The organism is Phytopseudomonas seleniipraecipitans, from assembly GCF_900102335.1.
In the GTDB taxonomy this organism is placed as follows: Bacteria; Pseudomonadota; Gammaproteobacteria; order Pseudomonadales; family Pseudomonadaceae; genus Aquipseudomonas; species Aquipseudomonas seleniipraecipitans.
Window position 1 is genome coordinate 32,072 of the sequence record NZ_FNBM01000004.1, and the last position, 17,894, is coordinate 49,965.

Genomic DNA, 17,894 nt, shown 5'->3' on the forward strand with positions numbered 1-17,894 from the left:
CGTGACCCTGATCTACGGCCATCGCGGCGCCAAGGGCGAAGCCCCGGAAAATACCCTGACCAGCTTCCAGCAGTGCCTCGAACACGGCGTACGTCGCTGCGAGCTGGACCTGCACCTGTCCCGCGACAGTGAGCTGATGGTCATCCACGACCCGACGCTCAAGCGCACCACCGGCCAGCGCGGCAAAGTGGTCGAACACGATGCTGCCGACCTGGTGCATTACGACGCGCGCCGCGGCGGTCCCGGCTGGCGTCACCCCTGCCCGATTCCACGCCTGAGCGAGTTGTTCGAACAGTGCGATTTCGACCACTGGCAACTCGAGGTCAAGAGCGCCTCCAAGGTACGCGCCGCCCGCACCGTCGAAGCCATCGCCCTGCTCAGCCGGCGTTTTGGCCTGGACGACAAGATCACCATCACCTCCAGCTCCCGCGAAGTGCTCAGCGCCGCCCAACGCCTGACGCCGCACCTGGCCCGTGGCCTGGTCGCCGAATACGCCTGGCTGGACCCGATCAAGGTGGCGCGTAACTACGGCTGCGACCTGCTGGCCCTGAACTGGACGCTGTGCACCCCGGAGCGCCTGCTGAAGGCGCAGAAAGCCGGTCTGCACGTATCGGTGTGGACAGTCAACGAACCCGCGCTGATGCGCCGCCTCGCCGACTTCGGCGCAGACAGCATCATCACCGACTTCCCGGGTATCGCGGTCAGTACGCTGCGCGGTTGAACAGCAGCGAAGCGGCGGCGCAATGGCAGCCGCCGCGTGAACAGACAAGGACTGGGCGATGCTCATCGTCTTCAGCGGCCTTCCGGGCACTGGGAAAACCACGCTGGCGAAAACGCTGGCGGACAGCTTGAACGCCGTGTATCTGCGTATCGACAGTATTGAACAGGCACTGCGCACTAGCGGAGCCCTGCGCGGGGATGTAGGAAGCAGCGGTTATGAGGTGGCCAACATCGTCGCCCTGGATAACCTCAAGATAGCGCGGACGGTGGTAGCCGACTGCGTGAATCCGGTACTCGAAAGCCGCACGGCCTGGGCTGACACCGCACGGACTGCCGGTTGCCCGCTGCTGAATATTGAAATCCTCTGTTCTGACAAACGCCAGCACCAACAGCGAGTGGAGTCGAGGGTTGTCGATGTGCCCGGCCTCGTCGCCCCCAGCTGGCAGTCGGTACAGGCCCATGAATACGAAGCCTGGGGCGAGCCAACGTTCACAATTGATACTGCCTTCACGTCGCCGGAAACCGCGCAGAAATTGATACTTGAGCGCGTTTCGGCTTATGCAGCCACGCATTGGGAACGTGTTGAGCGTTAAAGAACGCGGTGGAGAGAGGAAGCATTGAGCGCTCGCGCCCATAAAAAAACCGATCCACAAGGGATCGGTTTTCGGGCCTGTTCAGACGCTCTCGCGATTTGGCCAGCACCAGTCGCGGGAGTCGGCAAACGGATCCCCGACCGGCTCAGGCCGCCGGCCGGAGCCGCTCAAAAAAGCCGGTTGAGCCCGTCGAACGCTGCCACCCGGTAGGCTTCGGCCATGGTCGGGTAGTTGAAGGTGGTGTTGACGAAATACTTCAGGGTATTCGCCTCACCCTTCTGGTTCATGATCGCCTGACCAATGTGCACGATCTCCGAGGCCTGATAGCCGAAGCAGTGCACACCCAGCACTTCCAGCGTTTCACGATGGAAAAGAATCTTCAGCATGCCCACCGGCTCGTGGGAAATCTGCGCGCGCGCCATGCTCTTGAAGAATGCCTTGCCCACTTCGTAGGGGATTTGCGCCTTGGTCAGTTCATGCTCGTTCTTGCCGATCGAGCTAATCTCCGGAATGGTGTAGATACCCGTCGGGATATCATCGACGATCCGCCAACTGCCGTTGTCGACGATGCTACCCGCTGCAGAGCGACCCTGGTCGGCTGCCGCACTGGCCAGACTTGGCCAGCCGATAACATCACCGGCGGCGTAGACGTTGGCCACTTCGGTACGATAATGCTCATCGACATGCACCTGACCACGGCTGTTGACGTTGATGCCGATGTTTTCCAGGCCCAGCTTGTCGGTGTTACCCGTACGCCCGTTACACCACAGCAGCGCATCCGCCTTGATCTTCTTGCCGGACTTGAGGTGCAGGATCACACCGTTATCCAGCCCCTCGATGCGCTCGTATTCTTCGTTATGGCGAATGAGTACGTTGTTGGTCCGCAGGTGGTAACTCAACGCATCGGAGATTTCCGAATCGAGGAAGCTGAGCAGCTGGTCGCGGTTGTCGATCAGGTCGACCAATACGCCCAGGCCGCTGAAGATCGACGCATACTCGCTACCGATAACCCCGGCACCGTAGATAATCAGGCGGCGCGGTGTGTGGCTGAGGGTCAGGATGGTATCGCTGTCGTACACGCGCGGATGACTGAAATCGACATCCACCGGGCGATAGGGGCGCGAACCAGTGGCGATGATCACCTGCTTGGCCGACAGGGTTTCTACCACGCCGTTGGGGCAGACCACTTCGATGGTCTGCTCGTCGGCGAAGCTGCCGGTGCCGAAGAACACGTCGATACGGTTGCGCGCGTAGTAGCCGGTGCGCGAGGTGACCTGTTTGGCGATCACCCGCTCGGCGCTTTTCAGCACGTCAGGGAAGGAGAACCAGCGCGGCTCACCGATCTGGCGGAACATGGGGTTGGTGTTGAACTGCATGATCTGCCGCACCGAGTGGCGCAGCGCTTTCGACGGTATGGTGCCCAGGTGAGTACAGTTGCCGCCGACCTCACGACGGTCATCGACCACCGCCACCTTGCGACCCGCCTTGGCCGCATTCATCGCCGCCCCTTCACCCGCCGGGCCGGAACCCAATACCACGACATCGTAGCTGTAGACCGCCATGTTCTCTCCTCAGATCGTACCGGAGCGCGCGTCGTCACACCGGCAGGGCCAGGCCAGCGGCCTGGCATGCAACATTCTAGTAACCGGGCAATGAGCCGCGGATAAGGATCAAGCCTTGCCGGGATCGTAGGTCTGCACGCTTGTGCCCGTGTCAGCCGCGTCACGGTTGACCTCCTCGCACTTCTCGCGGCTGCCACCACAGATCGAGCATTCCTTTTCGATGCCCAGCGCAGCGATGCCACCGCACGAGCCGGCAATGGGCTTGCGGCCCATGATGACGCCGACGGCCATAAGGCCTACGACAGTCAGCATGGTCAGAAAAATGATCAGCCACATCATGGTTTGTCTCCTTCGGCGAATAGCCGATCGAACATTTCGGTGTTACGCGTGACGAAGCCGTCGCCCTCTCGGGTCACGAAAAACGCCGCGATATTAGCGCGGGTCGCGTATTCGAAGCCCTTTTCGGGGCCGAGCACCATCAGCAATGTAGACAACCCATCTGCCATCAAGGTCGATGTAGATGCGACCGTTACTGCCGCCAGCTTGTGCTGGATAGGTGCAGCAGTCAGTGGGTCCAGTGTATGGGAATAGCGAACGCCCTGCTCTTCGAAATAGTTGCGGTAATCGCCGGACGTGGAAATACCGTAACCGTCGAGCTGCAGAATCCGTTGAATAGCGCGCGGACCGGAGCGAGGTATTTCCAATGCGATGCGCCATGGCTGGCCATCAGGCTTGATACCCGCCGCCTTCAGCTCTCCGGTTACCTCAACCAGATAACTGTCGACCCCCAATTCGATGAAGCGATCGATGACACGATCAACCGTGTAGCCGGCCGCGATGCTGTTGAAGTCCAACTGAACGTCGCGGTCCTTGCAAAGCTGATCGCCTTCTACACGCAGGTACTGCATGCCAACACGCTGCAGCGTTTGCTGCACTGCGCCGGCATCCGGCACCTGACGCTGCCCATGACCTTTGGGGCCAAAGCCCCACAGATCGAGCAACGGTTCAAGGGTCAGGTCGAACGCACCGCCGCTGTCGCGGTTCAACTGCTGGCCAGCGTTTAACAGCGTGAATACACCCTCAGGCATGGTCATGCAGGTGCCGGCTGGCGAGTCGTTGAATTGCTCGACGAGCGAGTCACTGCGATAAGTGGACACTTGCCTGTCCACCTCGGCGAAAATCGCCTCGGCTTCCAGCTTCAGCGTCCCCATATCCGGGCCGCCCTGCTTGTGCACGTATTTCACGGAGTAGGTACTGCCCTGGGCAGGGCCACCAAACCCTTCGATACTTTCTGAAGCGTCACACCCCGCGAGCACGGCGATGAAACCGATGCATGCGAGGCGCGACAGGGTGACAACTTTACTCATCCGCCGAAGTCATCGAGGAGGATGTTCTCCTGCTCAACACCCAGGTCGGTCAGCATCTTGATGACGGCTGCGTTCATCATGGGCGGACCGCACATGTAGAACTCGCAATCTTCCGGCGCCGGGTGGTCCTTCAGGTAGTTTTCATACAACACGTTGTGAATGAAACCCTTCAGGCCTGTCCAGTTGTCTTCCGGCTGAGGATCGGACAACGCCAGGTGCCACTGGAAGTTGGGGTTCTCCGCCTGCAGCTGATCGTACTCTTCCACGTAGAACGCCTCACGCATGGAGCGCGCGCCATACCAGAAGCTGATCTTGCGGGTTGATTTGAGACGCTTGAGCTGATCGAAGATGTGCGAGCGCATCGGCGCCATGCCGGCACCACCGCCGATGAAGATCATCTCGGCGTCGGTATCCTTGGCGAAGAATTCACCGAAGGGACCGTAGACCGTGACCTTGTCGCCTGGCTTGAGACTGAACACCCAGGACGACATCTGACCCGGCGGCAGATGATCCTTGCCCGGTGGCGGCGAGGCGATACGGATGTTGAACTTCACCAGGCCGACTTCTTCGGGATAGTTGGCCATCGAGTAGGCACGAATCACCGTCTCGTCGACTTTAGACACGTACTTCCACTGGTTGAACTTGTCCCAGTCGCCGCGATATTCCTCTTGAATATCGAAGTCCTTGTAATGCACTTCGTGCGGCGGGCATTCCAACTGTACGTAACCACCGGCACGGAAGTCGACGTTCTCGCCTTCTGGCAGCTTGAGCGTCAGCTCCTTGATGAAAGTGGCAACGTTCGGGTTGGACTCGACCGTGCACTCCCACTTCTTGACGCCGAAAACCTCTTCCGGCACTTCGATCTTCATGTCCTGCTTGACCGAAGCCTGGCAGGACAAACGCCAGCCCTCGCGGGCCTCGCGCTTGGTGAAGTGCGACTCTTCGGTGGAGAGCATCTCGCCACCGCCCTCTTCGATGATGCACTTGCACTGGGCGCAGGTACCGCCGCCACCGCAAGCCGAAGACAGGAAGATGTTGTTGGCAGCCAGGGTTTGCAGAAGCTTGCCGCCGGCCGGAACGGTGATGGTCTTTTCGCCGTTGATTTCTATGTTCACGTCACCGCTGGACACCAGCTTGGCACGCGCAGCCATGATGATCAGCACCAACGCCAGCACGATGCCGGTGAACATGCCAATCGCAATGAAAACTTCGTAATTCATCCGTTCATCCCACCCTTAAAGCTGCACGCCGGAGAAGGACATGAAGCCCAGCGACATGAGACCGATGGTGATAAAAGTGATACCCAGGCCCTGCAAGCCGGCTGGTACGTCACTGTATTTGAGCTTCTCGCGGATACCGGCCAACGCTGCAATGGCAAGCGCCCACGACACACCGGCGCCAACACCGTAAACGGTACTTTCGGCCAGGTTGTAGTCGCGTTCGACCATGAACAGGGAGCCGCCCATGATCGCGCAGTTCACGGTGATCAGCGGGAGAAAGACGCCCAGCGCGTTGTAGAGCGCGGGTACGTATTTATCCAGCGTCATCTCGAGAATCTGCACGATGGCCGCGATCACGCCGATGAACGTCAGCAGGCCAAGGAAGCTGAGGTCCACCTCCGGCAAGCCCGCCCACGCCAGCGCGCCTTCTTTCAGCAGGTTGGCGTAAATCAGATTATTGACCGGCATGGTGATGCCGAGCACCACCACCACCGCGACACCCAGGCCGATGGCGGTTTCCACCTTTTTCGAGATGGCGATAAAGGTACACATGCCCAGAAAGAACGCCAGCGCCATGTTCTCGACGAACACCGCACGGACGAACAGGCTGATGTAGTGTTCCATCAGTAGGCCTCCTTGCTGGAAACCTGAGGCGCCATCTTGAAGCTAGGCTTCTCGATCTGTTCGGTTTTCCAGACACGGATCGCCCAGATGAACAGGCCGATCAGGAAGAACGCCGAAGGCGGCAGCAGCAGCATGCCGTTAGGCTGGTACCAACCACCGTCGTTGACCACCGGAATGATCGTGTAACCCATCAACTTGCCAGCACCGAACAGCTCACGAATGATGCCCAGCGCAACCAGCATGGCGCTGTAGCCGAGGCCGTTACCAATACCGTCGAAGAACGACAGCACTGGCGGGTTCTGCATGGCAAAGGCTTCGGCACGACCCATCACGATACAGTTGGTGATGATCAGACCGACAAACACCGACAGCTGCTTGGACAGGCTGAACGCGTAAGCCTTGAGCAACTGATCGACCACGATCACCAGCGAGGCGATGATCACCATCTGCACGATCATGCGGATGGAGCCTGGGATCTGGCTGCGGATCATGGAGATGAAGAAGTTGGAAAACCCCGTCACCAACGTCAGCGCCGCGGACATCACCAGCGCAGTCTTGAGGTTGGACGTTACCGCCAAGGCCGAACAGATCCCGAGGATCTGCAAACCAATCGGGTTGTTGTTGAAGATAGGGTTGAGCAATACGTCTTTAACAGATGGCTGTGCCATATCAAGCCTCCCCTGCACGCAGGTTAGCGATAAACGGACCGAGACCATTCTGGCCGAGCCAGAACTTGAGCAAATGATCGACGCCGTTGCCGGTAAGGGTAGCGCCTGCCAAGCCGTCAACCTGATGCACGGCATCCGGGCTTTGCGGGTTTACCCCACCTTTGACGACCTGTACTGCGAGGTCACCGTCTTCGTCGTATATCTGCTTGCCAGGCCATTGCCCCGTCCACTTGGGATTGTCGACTTCGCCACCCAGCCCCGGCGTCTCGGCATGCTGATAGAAGCCCATGCCGACCACGGTATTGAGATCGCCTTGCAGTGCAATGAACCCATACAGGGTCGACCACAGGCCGTAGCCACGCACTGGCAATATCACGGTATCGACCTGACCGTCCTTTTCCACCACATAAACGGTGGTGTAACGCTCCAGGCGGCGGATCGACGCGATGTCCTGAGCGGCAGGCAGTCGCTTGGACAGTTGCGGATCCTTGGCGGCAGCCAGCGGATCGAAGGTCACCGGGTCGTACTCATCGGAGAACTTGCCCGTTTCCAGATCGACCAGGCGAGCCTTGATGGTGTCATCGAACATCGCCTTGACCTCGGCGCTCGGCATACCCGGATTGCCGAGCCCGGCAATCGCGAGAATGCTGCGCTGCTTGTCGAGCAGGCGGTTATCCAGCTGCGTGGGTTTAAGCGCGACCGCAGCCCCCGCGACGAAAACCGAACAGACCAGGCACACCAGCAACGCGACGAGCAGCGTGCGAGCGGTGGATTCTTTTTGACTAGACATTGCGCGCCAGCCTCCGCTTGATGTTGGCCTGAATGACGAAGTGGTCAATCAGCGGTGCAAACAGGTTGGCAAACAGAATCGCCAGCATCATGCCTTCCGGGAAAGCCGGGTTGACGACACGAATCAGCACGACCATCACACCGATGAGAATGCCGTACAGCCATTTGCCGGTATTGGTCATCGATGCCGAAACAGGATCGGTGACCATGAAGATCAAGCCAAATGCGAAACCGCCCATCACCAGGTGCCAGTACCAGGGCACGGCAAACATGGCGTTGGTTTCGGAGCCGATCATGTTGAACAGCAGCGACAGAGCGATCATGCCCGCCATGGTGCCAGCCACGATTCGCCAGGAGGCGATCTTGCTGCCGACCAGAATCAGGCCGCCGATCAGAATGGCCAGGGTACTGGTTTCACCGATGGAACCATGAATGGTACCGACGAACGCATCCATCCAGGTGATGCCCTGACCGACGACGCTTTCTATACCACCCGACGCGGCAAGGCTCAGCGAAGTAGCGCCAGCATAGCCGTCCACTGCCGTCCACACGCCGTCACCGGAGAGCTGGGCGGGATAGGCGAAAAACAGGAATGCCCGTCCGGTCAGTGCCGGATTGAGGAAGTTCTTGCCGGTGCCGCCGAACACTTCCTTGCCGATCACCACGCCGAAGCTGATGCCCAGGGCAACCTGCCACAGCGGAATGCTGGGCGGCAAAATCAGGGCGAACAGCACAGAGGTGACGAAGAAGCCTTCGTTCACTTCATGGCGACGGATGGAAGCGAACAGCACTTCCCAGAAGCCGCCAACGATGAAAGCCGTCAGGTAAATCGGCAGGAAGTACGAAGCACCCTGAATAAAGTTGTCCCACAGGCTGTTCGGATCGAAACCCGCCATCGCGCCGATCAGGGAAAACCGCCAGCCTTCCTGGCTAGCCAGCAGGTCGGGGCTTTGCGCGAAAATCAGGTTGGCCTGATAGCCGGTGTTCCACATACCGAAGAACATCGCCGGGAAGGTGCACATCCACACCGTGATCATCATGCGCTTGAGGTCGAGACCGTCGCGCACGTGAGCGGTGGTTTTGGTCACGCTGGCAGGACGATAGAAAAACGTGTCGACGGCTTCGTACAGGGCGTACCACTTTTCGTGTTTGCCGCCCTTCTCGAAGTTATGCTCGATCTTGTCGAGAAACGCTCGGATACCCATGATTAACCTTCCTTCTCGATACGAGCCAGGTTGTCCCGCAATATGGGGCCGTACTCATATTTGCCCGCGCACACGTAGGTGCACAGCGCCAGATCCTCTTCATCGAGTTCCAGGCAGCCCAGTTTCTGGGCCATCTCGGTATCGCCGACGATCAGGTAACGGAGCAGGTGCGTGGCGAGGATGTCGAGTGGCATGACTTCCTCATAGTTGCCAACCGGCACCATGGCGCGAGGGCTGCCATTGGTGGAGGTCGAGAGCGCCAGGCGCTTCGCTGCGTTGAGCTTCGACACGAAGATATTCATTATCGAATGCTTGTTAACGCCGGCGCGCAGGTAATGCATGATTTCCCGCTCGCGGCCTTCGGCCAGGCACGACACCTGTTGGTGATAGCGACCCAGATAGGCCACTGCGCCATGGGCAGTACGGCCGCCCAGCAGCGAACCCGAGACCACGCGGTTATCACCCGGCTGCAGCTCACCCGCCGTCAATTCCTGAAGGTTGGCGCCAAGGCGGGTACGCAGCAGACGAGGCTTCTCCACCACCGGACCGGCCAGGGAGACAATACGCTCGACCCAGAGTTGGCCAGTAGTGAATAGCTTGCCGACGGCAATGACATCCTGGTAACCGATGGTCCACACGCTCTTGGTCGCACTGACCGGATCGAGGAAATGGATATGCGTACCGGCCAGGCCTGCCGGATGCGGGCCTGCGAAGGATTCGGTGCGGACCTTGGCCAGTGTCTCGCCCGGCAGGCTGACACCGGCGGCCTTGCACAGGAACAGATTGGCCAGGTTGGACAGCACCTTGAGGCCATTTTCGAAGTCGTTTGCCTGCTCGGCGATGATCACTGCCGGGTCCGCCGCCAGCGGATGAGTGTCGATCGCGGTCACGAAGATCGAGGCAGGCACGGCATCGACAGCCGGAACCTGGCTGAATGGGCGTGTGCGCAACGCCGTCCACAACCCGGACTGCTGAAGATTGCCACGCACCTGAGCGTCGCTCAGGCTTTCCAGCTGCTCGACGGCATACTGCTCGAAGGTCTCCTGCTCGTCGCCATCCAGGTCGATGACCACGGACTGCAGGACACGCTTCTCGCCTCGATGAATGGCACTGACGATGCCGGCACCGGGCGCGGTGTAATTGACGCCCTCGAGCCGTTTGTCAGAGAAGAGGATTTGTCCCAGTTTGACACGGTCACCGACCTGAACAGACATGGTCGGCTTCATGCCGTGATAATCGAAGCCTATGACAGCAACGCTTCTCACGGACCGGGCAGGCTCGACATGCTGCGTCGGCGCCCCGTCTATGGGCAGGTCGAGCCCACGTTTTATCTTGATCATAGGTTGCCTAACCACTGATTTATAAACTTTATTAGAATGCGCTCGTGACCTTGCGGCCAAATAGCCAGCGCACACCGATAAGTTTTATGGCGTGGCTGATACCGAACGCGGGTAAGAAATCGCCGTGATTATAAAGACGTGCGACAACATGGCGCCACCCAAGCGCTTGTTTTTTTGGCCTTTAGGTTACAGACCGCAACAAATGCCTGATGCCGAGTGCCGTAAAGCCGCGCTAATGGCAGGCCTGTAGCGCTAAGCGTCGCGCGCTCTCCGCAGCACGGACACCACGCAAAAAAAATGGGAGCCCTGAGGCTCCCATTTTTATGCAGCGCTACGATCAACGTGGAAACGCCGGCGGGTTGACCCCAGCCATGTCTTCCATCACGCGAACCACCTGGCAGCTGTAGCCGAACTCGTTGTCGTACCAGACATACAGTACGACGCGGTTGTCGTTGGCGATGGTGGCTTCAGCATCGACCACACCGGCATGGCGCGAGCCGACGAAGTCTGTGGAAACCACTTCCTGGGAACTGACGAAATCGATCTGCTTCTGCAGATCCGAATGCATGGCCATCTGGCGCAGGTACTCGTTGATTTCTTCGCGGCTGCAGGCCTTCTCCAGGTTCAGGTTGAGAATGGCCATGGACACGTTCGGCGTCGGAACACGGATCGCATTGCCGGTCAGCTTGCCCTTGAGAACCGGCAGCGCCTTGGCAGCTGCAGTGGCCGCACCAGTTTCAGTGATGACCATGTTCAGCGCGGCGCTACGGCCACGACGGCTGCCTTTATGGAAGTTATCGATCAGATTCTGGTCGTTGGTGTACGAGTGAACCGTTTCGACGTGACCATTGACGATGCCGTACTTGTCGTTGACCGCCTTGAGCACCGGCACGATGGCGTTGGTGGTGCACGACGCGGCTGAAACGATCTTGTCCTCGGCAGTGATTTCGCCGTGGTTGATGCCATGCACGATGTTCTTCAAGGCGCCCTTGCCCGGCGCAGTCAGCACAACGCGGTCGATGCCCGGGCACTTGAGGTGCTGACCGAGGCCTTCGGCGTCGCGCCATACGCCGGTGTTGTCGACCAGCAGCGCATCCTTGATGCCGTACTGGGTGTAGTCGATAGCCGACGGGTCCTTGGCATAGATCACCTGGATCAGGTTGCCGTTGGCGGTCAGGGTGCTGTTTTCTTCGTCGATGGTGATGGTGCCATCAAACTTGCCATGCACCGAGTCACGGCGCAGCAGGCTGGCACGCTTGACCAGATCATTCTCGGCGCCTTTGCGCACCACAATGGCACGCAGGCGCAGGCCGTCGCCACCACCGGTGTGCTCGATCAGGATACGCGCCAGCAGACGGCCAATGCGACCGAAGCCATAAAGGACGACATCGGTGCCTTTGCGCGGCGAGGCGTTCTGCTGACCAGCAACATCGGCCAGCTCGTCCTTGACGAACTGCTCGATGCTGCGGCCCTGCCCTTCGGCCTTGAACTTGCCGACCATCTTGCCGAGGTCGACGGACGCTGCACCCAGCTTGAGCTCGCTCATGGCCTTGAGCACGGCGTAAGAATCGTGAACGGCCAGGCCATTCTCGTCAGCCTGACGGTGACGGGCGAAGCGGTGCGCCTTGAGGATCTCGATGACCGAGCGGTTGATCAGGCTGCGGCCGTGGATCGACAGCACCACATTGTTGTTGCGGTACAGCTGACCAATCAGCGGAATCATCGCCTCGGCGAGGGCTTCACGGTCAATCCATTCACCAAGACACTGGTCGGGCTTCTGAGTCACGGCAATACCTTCCACATGTAGGGGCTGAAAAAAGGGGCTACATTATGACGACACAGGGATTAGTCGGCAATCTGCAGCGGTCGAAACACTGACAGCCATCCTTGCGGATAGTTACAATCAAGGGCCAAACGTTACCAATCGCGAGCCACCTGTGCCTGTACTGCGTCTGCCGTCCTTGCCGGCCACCGCCGGCAAACAACACTGGGGCAATCTGCCCGGTGCCGCGCTGAGCCTGGCTGTAGCCGAGGCCGCCAGCAACGCCAAACGTTTCACCCTGCTGCTCACCGCTGACAGCCAGAGCGCCGAGCGCCTGGAGCAGGAGCTGAGCTTCTTCGCGCCGGATCTGCCAGTGCTGCATTTCCCAGACTGGGAAACCCTGCCGTACGACCTGTTCTCGCCGCATCAGGACATCATTTCCCAGCGCATTTCCGCACTGTATCGCCTGCCCGAGCTCAAGCACGGCGTATTGGTAGTGCCCATCACCACGGCGCTCCATCGCCTGGCACCCAAGCGCTTTCTGCTGGGTGGCAGCCTGGTGCTGGACATTGGTCAGCGCATCGACGTCAACGACATGCGTTCGCGCCTGGAAGCTTCCGGCTATCGCTATGTCGACACGGTCTACGAGCACGGCGAATTCACCGTTCGTGGCGCGCTGATCGACCTGTTTCCGATGGGTAGCAAGCAGCCGTTTCGCATCGACCTGTTCGATGACGAGATCGAAACGCTGCGCACCTTCGACCCCGAGACCCAACGCTCGATCGACAAGGTCGAGTCGATCAAGCTGCTGCCGGCACGCGAGTTCCCGCTGGAGAAGAAAGCCGTCACCGATTTCCGCGGCCGCTTTCGCGAGCGCTTCGATGTCGATTTCCGTCGCTGCCCGATCTATCAGGACCTCTCCACCGGCATCACTCCGGCTGGCATCGAGTACTACCTGCCGCTGTTTTTCGAAGAAACTGCCACGCTTTTCGATTACCTGCCCCAGGACACTCAGGTGTTCTCGCTGCCCGGGATCGAAAAGGCCGCCGAGCAGTTCTGGACGGATGCGCGAAATCGCTATGAAGAACGCCGCGTCGATCCCGAGCGCCCGCTGCTGCCACCGACCGACATCTTCCTGCCGGTCGAGGACTGCTTCGCCCGCCTGAAAGATTGGCCGCGCGTTGTAGTGAGCGCTGACGATGTCGAGCCAGGCGTTGGCCGCACCCGTTTCGAGGCCAGCGCCCTGCCCGACCTGGCCATCCAGGCGAAAACCAGCGAGCCGCTGGCCGCGCTGCGCCGCTTCATCGAAGAATACCCGGGCCGTGTGCTGTTCTGCGCCGAATCCGCTGGGCGTCGTGAAGTGCTCCTGGAGCTGCTTGCGCGCCTCAAGCTCAAGCCGAAGGAAGTCGACGGCTGGCCACAGTTCTGCGCCAGCAAGGAGCGCCTGGGCATTACCATTGCGCCGCTCGATGAAGGCTTGCAGCTGGAAAACATAGCGCTGATCGCGGAAAGCCCGCTGTTCGGCCAGCGCGTGATGCAGCGCCGTCGTCGCGAGAAAACCCGTGATGGCGGTGACAATGTGATCAAGAACCTCACCGAGCTGCGCGAAGGCGCGCCGGTGGTGCATATAGATCATGGCGTGGGACGCTACCTGGGCCTGGTGACGATGGAGTTCGATGGCCAGGCTGCCGAGTTCCTCGCGCTGATGTATGCCGAGGAAGCCAAGCTGTATGTACCTGTCGCCAGCCTGCACCTGATTGCCCGCTACACCGGCAGCGACGACGCTCTCGCCCCGCTGCACCGCCTCGGCTCGGAAGTCTGGCAGAAGGCCAAACGCAAGGCGGCCGAACAGGTGCGCGATGTTGCCGCCGAGCTGCTCGACATCTATGCGCGCCGCGCCGCGCGCGAAGGCTATGCCTTCAACGACCCGAAAGCCGATTACGAAACCTTCAGCGCCGGCTTCCCGTTCGAAGAAACCCCCGATCAGCAGAGCGCCATCGAGGCAGTGCGCGACGACATGCTCGCGCCCAAGCCGATGGATCGCCTGGTGTGCGGCGACGTCGGCTTCGGCAAGACCGAGGTGGCCATGCGCGCAGCCTTCATCGCCGTACATGGCGGTCGCCAGGTCGCGATCCTGGTGCCCACCACGCTGCTCGCCCAGCAGCACTACAACAGCTTCCGAGACCGCTTCGCCGACTGGCCGGTAACGGTGGAAGTGATGAGCCGCTTCAAGAGCGCCAAGGAAGTCAGCGCCGCCATCGAGCAACTGGCCGAAGGCAAGATCGACATCATCATCGGCACCCACAAGCTGCTGCAGGATGACGTCAAGATCAAGAACCTGGGCCTGGTTATCATCGACGAAGAACACCGCTTCGGCGTACGCCAGAAGGAAGCGCTCAAGGCACTGCGCAGCGAGGTGGACATTCTCACCCTCACCGCCACGCCGATTCCGCGCACGCTGAACATGGCTGTCGCCGGTATGCGCGACCTGTCGATCATCGCCACACCGCCCGCGCGCCGCCTGTCGGTGCGCACCTTTGTCATGGAGCAGAACAAGCCGACCATCAAGGAGGCGCTGCTGCGCGAGCTGCTGCGCGGTGGCCAGGTCTATTACCTGCACAACGACGTGAAGAGCATCGAGAAGTGCGCGGCGGACCTCGCTGAACTGGTGCCCGAAGCACGTATCGGCATCGGCCACGGGCAGATGCATGAGCGCGAGCTGGAACAGGTGATGGGCGACTTCTACCACAAGCGCTTCAACGTGCTGATCGCCTCGACCATCATCGAGACCGGTATCGACGTTCCGAGCGCCAATACCATCATCATTGAGCGCGCCGACAAATTCGGCCTCGCCCAGCTGCACCAGCTGCGCGGCCGTGTCGGACGCAGCCACCACCAGGCCTACGCCTACCTGCTGACACCACCGCGCAAGCAAATGACCGACGACGCGCAGAAACGCCTCGAAGCCATCGCCAACGCCCAGGATCTGGGTGCCGGCTTCGTACTCGCCACCCACGACCTGGAAATCCGCGGCGCTGGCGAGCTGCTCGGCGACGGCCAGAGCGGGCAGATTCAAGCGGTCGGTTTCACTCTCTATATGGAGATGCTCGAGCGCGCGGTCAAATCGATCCGCAAGGGCGAGCAGCCGAACCTCGACCAGCCGCTGGGCGGCGGCCCGGAAATCAACCTGCGCGTCCCGGCACTGATTCCCGAGGACTATCTGCCCGACGTGCATGCGCGCCTGATCCTCTACAAGCGCATCGCCAACGCGGTCGACGAGGATGGCTTGAAAGAGCTGCAAGTGGAAATGATCGACCGCTTCGGCCTGCTGCCCGAGCCGGCCAAGCACCTGGTGCGCATCACCTTGCTCAAGCTGCAGGCCGAGCGGCTGGGCATCAAGAAGATCGATGCCGGCCCACAAGGCGGGCGCATCGAGTTCGCGGCGGAAACACCGGTCGATCCACTGACGCTGATCAAGCTGATCCAGAGCGCACCGAGCCGCTACAAGTTCGAAGGCGCCACGCTGTTCCGCTTCTCGGTGCCGATGGAACGCCCCGAAGAGCGCTTCAACACCTTGGAAGCGCTACTCGAGCGATTGTTGGCGACGGTCAAGAGCTGAAAACGATCAGGGCCGCTTATGCGGCCCTGATCGTTTATAGCGTGGCCCTGGCGGACCGATACGCCGAGCCTGCTTGCTGCCCTATATCGGCCGCTACAAGGCAAAAGCGGCCTGTCGTAGGGTGGACGACGCCTCATCCGTCCACCGCTCTGCGATCGCATGGTGGATGAAAAGAGCGTCATCCACCCTACGTCTGCTTGCGCCACTTTGCAGTCAGCCCGGTAAGACCAGACAACCGCTCTCCTCTCGCCTTACTGCACCAACTGCGCTGCCCGCAACGCCGACAGCGCCTGAGCCCAGCGCGGATCCTGGCGGTAGTCGACACCAGGGAAAGCGCGACGGCGCATACGCGCCAGCCCCTTTGGCGCCACGACCTTGAGGCGCTGCGCCGCCGACAGCGCCAGCTCTGCCGCCGCCCGATCATTGCACACCAGACCCATGTCGCAGCCGGCGGTCAGCGCCGCCTCGATGCGACTGGCCGCATCGCCGACCACATGGGCACCGGCCATCGACAGGTCATCGCTGAAAATCACCCCGGCAAAGCCCAGCTCGCCACGCAGGATGTCCCGCAGCCAGCGGCGCGAGAAGCCGGCCGGCTGGCTATCGACCTGCGGGTAAATGACATGGGCCGGCATCACGGCCGCCAGGTCACGGCTCAGCGCCGCGAAGGGTTGCAGGTCGTTCTGGCGTATTTCATCCAGGCTGCGCTCGTCGGTTGGAATCGCCACGTGGGAATCGGCCTCGGCCCAACCATGGCCAGGGAAATGCTTGCCGGTCGCTGCCATACCCGCCTCCGCCATGCCGCGGATAAAGGCGCCGGCCAATTGCGTGGCGCGCAGCGGATCGCCCTCGAAGGCGCGATGACCCACCACGGCACTGCGCTCGTGGTCGAGGTCCAGCACCGGGGCGAAACTCAGGTCCAGCCCTGCGGCCAGCACCTCGGTTGCCATCACCCAACCACACTGCCTCGCCAGGTTGTCGGCATCCGCACAGCCTGCAATGGCGCGCATCGCGGGCAAACGCACAAAGCCTTCACGCAACCGCTGTACCCGACCACCCTCCTGATCAACCGCCAGCAACAGATCTGGACGCACGGTACGAATGGCCTGGCACAGCTCACGCACCTGCTGCGGATTCTCGATATTGCGGGCGAAGATGATCAAACCGCCGACTTCAGGCTGACGCAGCAGCTGCCGGTCCTCGGCAGTCAACCAGGTACCGGCGATATCCACCATCAGAGAGCCATACAGAGGTGTACTCACAACGGGTATTCCTTAATTCAATGGCGGCACCGCCTACAACGAGTCAGCCTCTATAAAGGGCGCCGGGAAATAGTGTGCAATTGGGCAGGCTCAACATCGGACAGCGAGATGCATACAGGTTCCGCTGCGCCCAACCGAGACACGCGGCCAACGCACCGCACTGGCGTCAGTCGGCCTGACTGGCAGCGGGCTGCCAGATCAGAGCGCCGTTGCAGACGCAAGCTTATGGGTTGTGACAATCGCGCCGCAAGCAGGACGCAGACGCTCAAGCCTTGGTGATGGGCGCAGTTTTGCTACGCGGGATGAGTTGCGCAGCGGCCAAACGCGACTCGGTCACGCCGCTTTCGGAACGCATGCCGGCAGCCAGGAACGGCACCATTAAGCGCATGACCTGCTCGATAGAGGTATCCACGCCAAAATCGCTCTCGGCCATGGCACGCAGCGCCTTGATGCCCGACATGCTGAAGGCGGCAGCGCCCAGCATAAAGTGCACACGCCAAAACAGCTCAAGCGGCGGAATGCCCGGCGCTGCCTCGTGAACCAGCAGCATGTAACGACGGAACACCTTGCCGTAAACTTCTTCGAGGTACTTGCGCAGGTGCCCCTGGCTTTGGCTGAACGCCAGCCCGAGCAGGCGCATGAAAATGGACAGATCGTTACCACTGCGCGGCTTTACTGCCAACGCCTGCTCGACCAACAGCTCGAGCAATTCTTCAAGGCTGAAGGTGATGCCGGGTTTGCTCTGACGCTTGTCGAGCTCACGCTCAAGGCTCACGCAGAACGGCCCTAGAAATCGCGAGAAAACTGCTTGGATCAAGGCCTTTTTGGAGCCGAAATGGTAGTTAACTGCCGCTAGGTTGACACCCGCTTTGCTGGTGATCAGGCGCAGCGACGTCTCGGCGAACCCCTTCTCCGCGAACAACTGTTCTGCGGCATCAAGAATGCGTTCAACGGTTTCCGATTGCGCCATGACATCCATCCGACAAACAAGTGTTTGAAACATACGTTTCAGCGGACTTACCTGTCAAGTCGCGCGAGCCGTATTCTGGATGCCTGGTCATTATTTGGCGAGAGCGTCAGCACCGCTTTGCGTAGCAACCCGAGCATAGCCCGTTGCGTAAGCTTTATCAGTGGCCGTCGGCAAATCCAAGTGGCCAACGCAC

At 60.5% G+C, this 17,894-nt stretch carries 15 protein-coding genes; 3 read left to right on the forward strand and 12 right to left on the reverse strand.

Features of this window, described 5'->3' with window-relative positions; genetic code table 11:
* Position 1 precedes the first annotated feature (1 nt).
* Complete coding sequence (locus tag BLS60_RS10140; protein ID WP_092367530.1) at positions 2 to 721, forward strand: glycerophosphodiester phosphodiesterase; 720 nt, start codon at positions 2 to 4, stop codon at positions 719 to 721.
* A gap of 58 nt (positions 722 to 779) precedes the next feature.
* Complete coding sequence (locus tag BLS60_RS10145; protein WP_092367533.1) at positions 780 to 1,313, forward strand: P-loop nucleotide/nucleoside kinase family protein; 534 nt, start codon at positions 780 to 782, stop codon at positions 1,311 to 1,313.
* Between the two features lie 167 nt (positions 1,314 to 1,480).
* On the opposite strand, the gene sthA is transcribed toward BLS60_RS10145, so the two are convergent.
* From sthA to BLS60_RS10195, 10 genes are all read right to left on the reverse strand, one after another.
* On the reverse strand, positions 1,481 to 2,875 hold the full coding sequence (sthA, locus tag BLS60_RS10150) for a Si-specific NAD(P)(+) transhydrogenase (protein ID WP_070882022.1): 1,395 nt from the start codon (positions 2,873 to 2,875) through the stop codon (positions 1,481 to 1,483).
* A 108-nt stretch (positions 2,876 to 2,983) separates the two neighbouring features.
* Positions 2,984 to 3,214, reverse strand: a complete 231-nt coding sequence (gene nqrM, locus BLS60_RS10155) for a (Na+)-NQR maturation NqrM (RefSeq protein ID WP_070882021.1) — start codon at positions 3,212 to 3,214, stop codon at positions 2,984 to 2,986.
* The gene (locus tag BLS60_RS10160; RefSeq protein ID WP_070882020.1) at positions 3,211 to 4,242 is read right to left on the reverse strand and encodes an FAD:protein FMN transferase; all 1,032 of its coding nucleotides are present in this window, start codon (positions 4,240 to 4,242) and stop codon (positions 3,211 to 3,213) included. Before BLS60_RS10160 ends, nqrM begins: the two co-directional genes overlap by 4 nt.
* The gene (nqrF, locus tag BLS60_RS10165) at positions 4,239 to 5,462 is read right to left on the reverse strand and encodes an NADH:ubiquinone reductase (Na(+)-transporting) subunit F (protein ID WP_070882019.1); all 1,224 of its coding nucleotides are present in this window, start codon (positions 5,460 to 5,462) and stop codon (positions 4,239 to 4,241) included. The genes BLS60_RS10160 and nqrF overlap by 4 nt, the downstream gene beginning before the upstream one ends.
* Positions 5,463 to 5,477: 15 nt before the next feature.
* Positions 5,478 to 6,086, reverse strand: coding sequence for an NADH:ubiquinone reductase (Na(+)-transporting) subunit E (gene nqrE / locus BLS60_RS10170; protein WP_092367536.1), 609 nt, complete (start codon positions 6,084 to 6,086; stop codon positions 5,478 to 5,480).
* Positions 6,086 to 6,754, reverse strand: coding sequence for an NADH:ubiquinone reductase (Na(+)-transporting) subunit D (locus tag BLS60_RS10175; protein WP_070882017.1), 669 nt, complete (start codon positions 6,752 to 6,754; stop codon positions 6,086 to 6,088). The genes nqrE and BLS60_RS10175 overlap by 1 nt, the downstream gene beginning before the upstream one ends.
* A 1-nt stretch (position 6,755) precedes the next feature.
* Positions 6,756 to 7,544: a Na(+)-translocating NADH-quinone reductase subunit C gene (locus BLS60_RS10180; RefSeq protein ID WP_070882016.1), complete on the reverse strand. Its 789-nt coding sequence runs from the start codon at positions 7,542 to 7,544 to the stop codon at positions 6,756 to 6,758.
* Positions 7,537 to 8,748 carry an NADH:ubiquinone reductase (Na(+)-transporting) subunit B gene (locus tag BLS60_RS10185; RefSeq protein WP_092367539.1) on the reverse strand — a complete coding sequence of 404 codons (1,212 nt, stop codon included), beginning with the start codon at positions 8,746 to 8,748 and terminating at the stop codon, positions 7,537 to 7,539. The genes BLS60_RS10180 and BLS60_RS10185 overlap by 8 nt, the downstream gene beginning before the upstream one ends.
* Positions 8,749 to 8,750: 2 nt before the next feature.
* A complete protein-coding gene (locus tag BLS60_RS10190; RefSeq protein WP_092367542.1) occupies positions 8,751 to 10,088 on the reverse strand; it encodes a Na(+)-translocating NADH-quinone reductase subunit A in 1,338 nt (445 codons plus the stop codon).
* A 337-nt stretch (positions 10,089 to 10,425) separates the two neighbouring features.
* On the reverse strand, positions 10,426 to 11,874 hold the full coding sequence (locus tag BLS60_RS10195) for a glyceraldehyde-3-phosphate dehydrogenase (protein WP_070882013.1): 1,449 nt from the start codon (positions 11,872 to 11,874) through the stop codon (positions 10,426 to 10,428).
* 151 nt (positions 11,875 to 12,025) lie between these two features.
* On the opposite strand from BLS60_RS10195, the gene mfd reads away from it, so the two are divergent.
* A complete protein-coding gene (gene mfd, locus BLS60_RS10200; protein WP_092367548.1) occupies positions 12,026 to 15,469 on the forward strand; it encodes a transcription-repair coupling factor in 3,444 nt (1,147 codons plus the stop codon).
* 251 nt (positions 15,470 to 15,720) lie between these two features.
* Here mfd and nagZ read toward each other — a convergent pair whose 3' ends face one another.
* Positions 15,721 to 16,704: a beta-N-acetylhexosaminidase gene (nagZ, locus tag BLS60_RS10205; protein WP_476742261.1), complete on the reverse strand. Its 984-nt coding sequence runs from the start codon at positions 16,702 to 16,704 to the stop codon at positions 15,721 to 15,723.
* Between the two features lie 292 nt (positions 16,705 to 16,996).
* Complete coding sequence (locus BLS60_RS10210) at positions 16,997 to 17,701, reverse strand: TetR/AcrR family transcriptional regulator (protein WP_092367554.1); 705 nt, start codon at positions 17,699 to 17,701, stop codon at positions 16,997 to 16,999.
* Positions 17,702 to 17,894 lie beyond the last annotated feature (193 nt).

Coding starts and splice junctions, on each gene's coding strand:
- BLS60_RS10145 (WP_092367533.1), top strand. CDS start 780: ATGCTCATCGTCTTCAGCGGCCTTCCGGGCACTGGGAAAACCACGCTG.
- sthA (WP_070882022.1), bottom strand. CDS start 2,875: ATGGCGGTCTACAGCTACGATGTCGTGGTATTGGGTTCCGGCCCGGCG.
- nqrM (WP_070882021.1), bottom strand. CDS start 3,214: ATGATGTGGCTGATCATTTTTCTGACCATGCTGACTGTCGTAGGCCTT.
- BLS60_RS10160 (WP_070882020.1), bottom strand. CDS start 4,242: ATGAGTAAAGTTGTCACCCTGTCGCGCCTCGCATGCATCGGTTTCATC.
- nqrF (WP_070882019.1), bottom strand. CDS start 5,462: ATGAATTACGAAGTTTTCATTGCGATTGGCATGTTCACCGGCATCGTG.
- nqrE (WP_092367536.1), bottom strand. CDS start 6,086: ATGGAACACTACATCAGCCTGTTCGTCCGTGCGGTGTTCGTCGAGAAC.
- BLS60_RS10175 (WP_070882017.1), bottom strand. CDS start 6,754: ATGGCACAGCCATCTGTTAAAGACGTATTGCTCAACCCTATCTTCAAC.
- BLS60_RS10180 (WP_070882016.1), bottom strand. CDS start 7,544: ATGTCTAGTCAAAAAGAATCCACCGCTCGCACGCTGCTCGTCGCGTTG.
- BLS60_RS10185 (WP_092367539.1), bottom strand. CDS start 8,748: ATGGGTATCCGAGCGTTTCTCGACAAGATCGAGCATAACTTCGAGAAG.
- BLS60_RS10190 (WP_092367542.1), bottom strand. CDS start 10,088: ATGATCAAGATAAAACGTGGGCTCGACCTGCCCATAGACGGGGCGCCG.
- nagZ (WP_476742261.1), bottom strand. CDS start 16,704: ATGGTGGATATCGCCGGTACCTGGTTGACTGCCGAGGACCGGCAGCTG.
- BLS60_RS10210 (WP_092367554.1), bottom strand. CDS start 17,701: ATGGCGCAATCGGAAACCGTTGAACGCATTCTTGATGCCGCAGAACAG.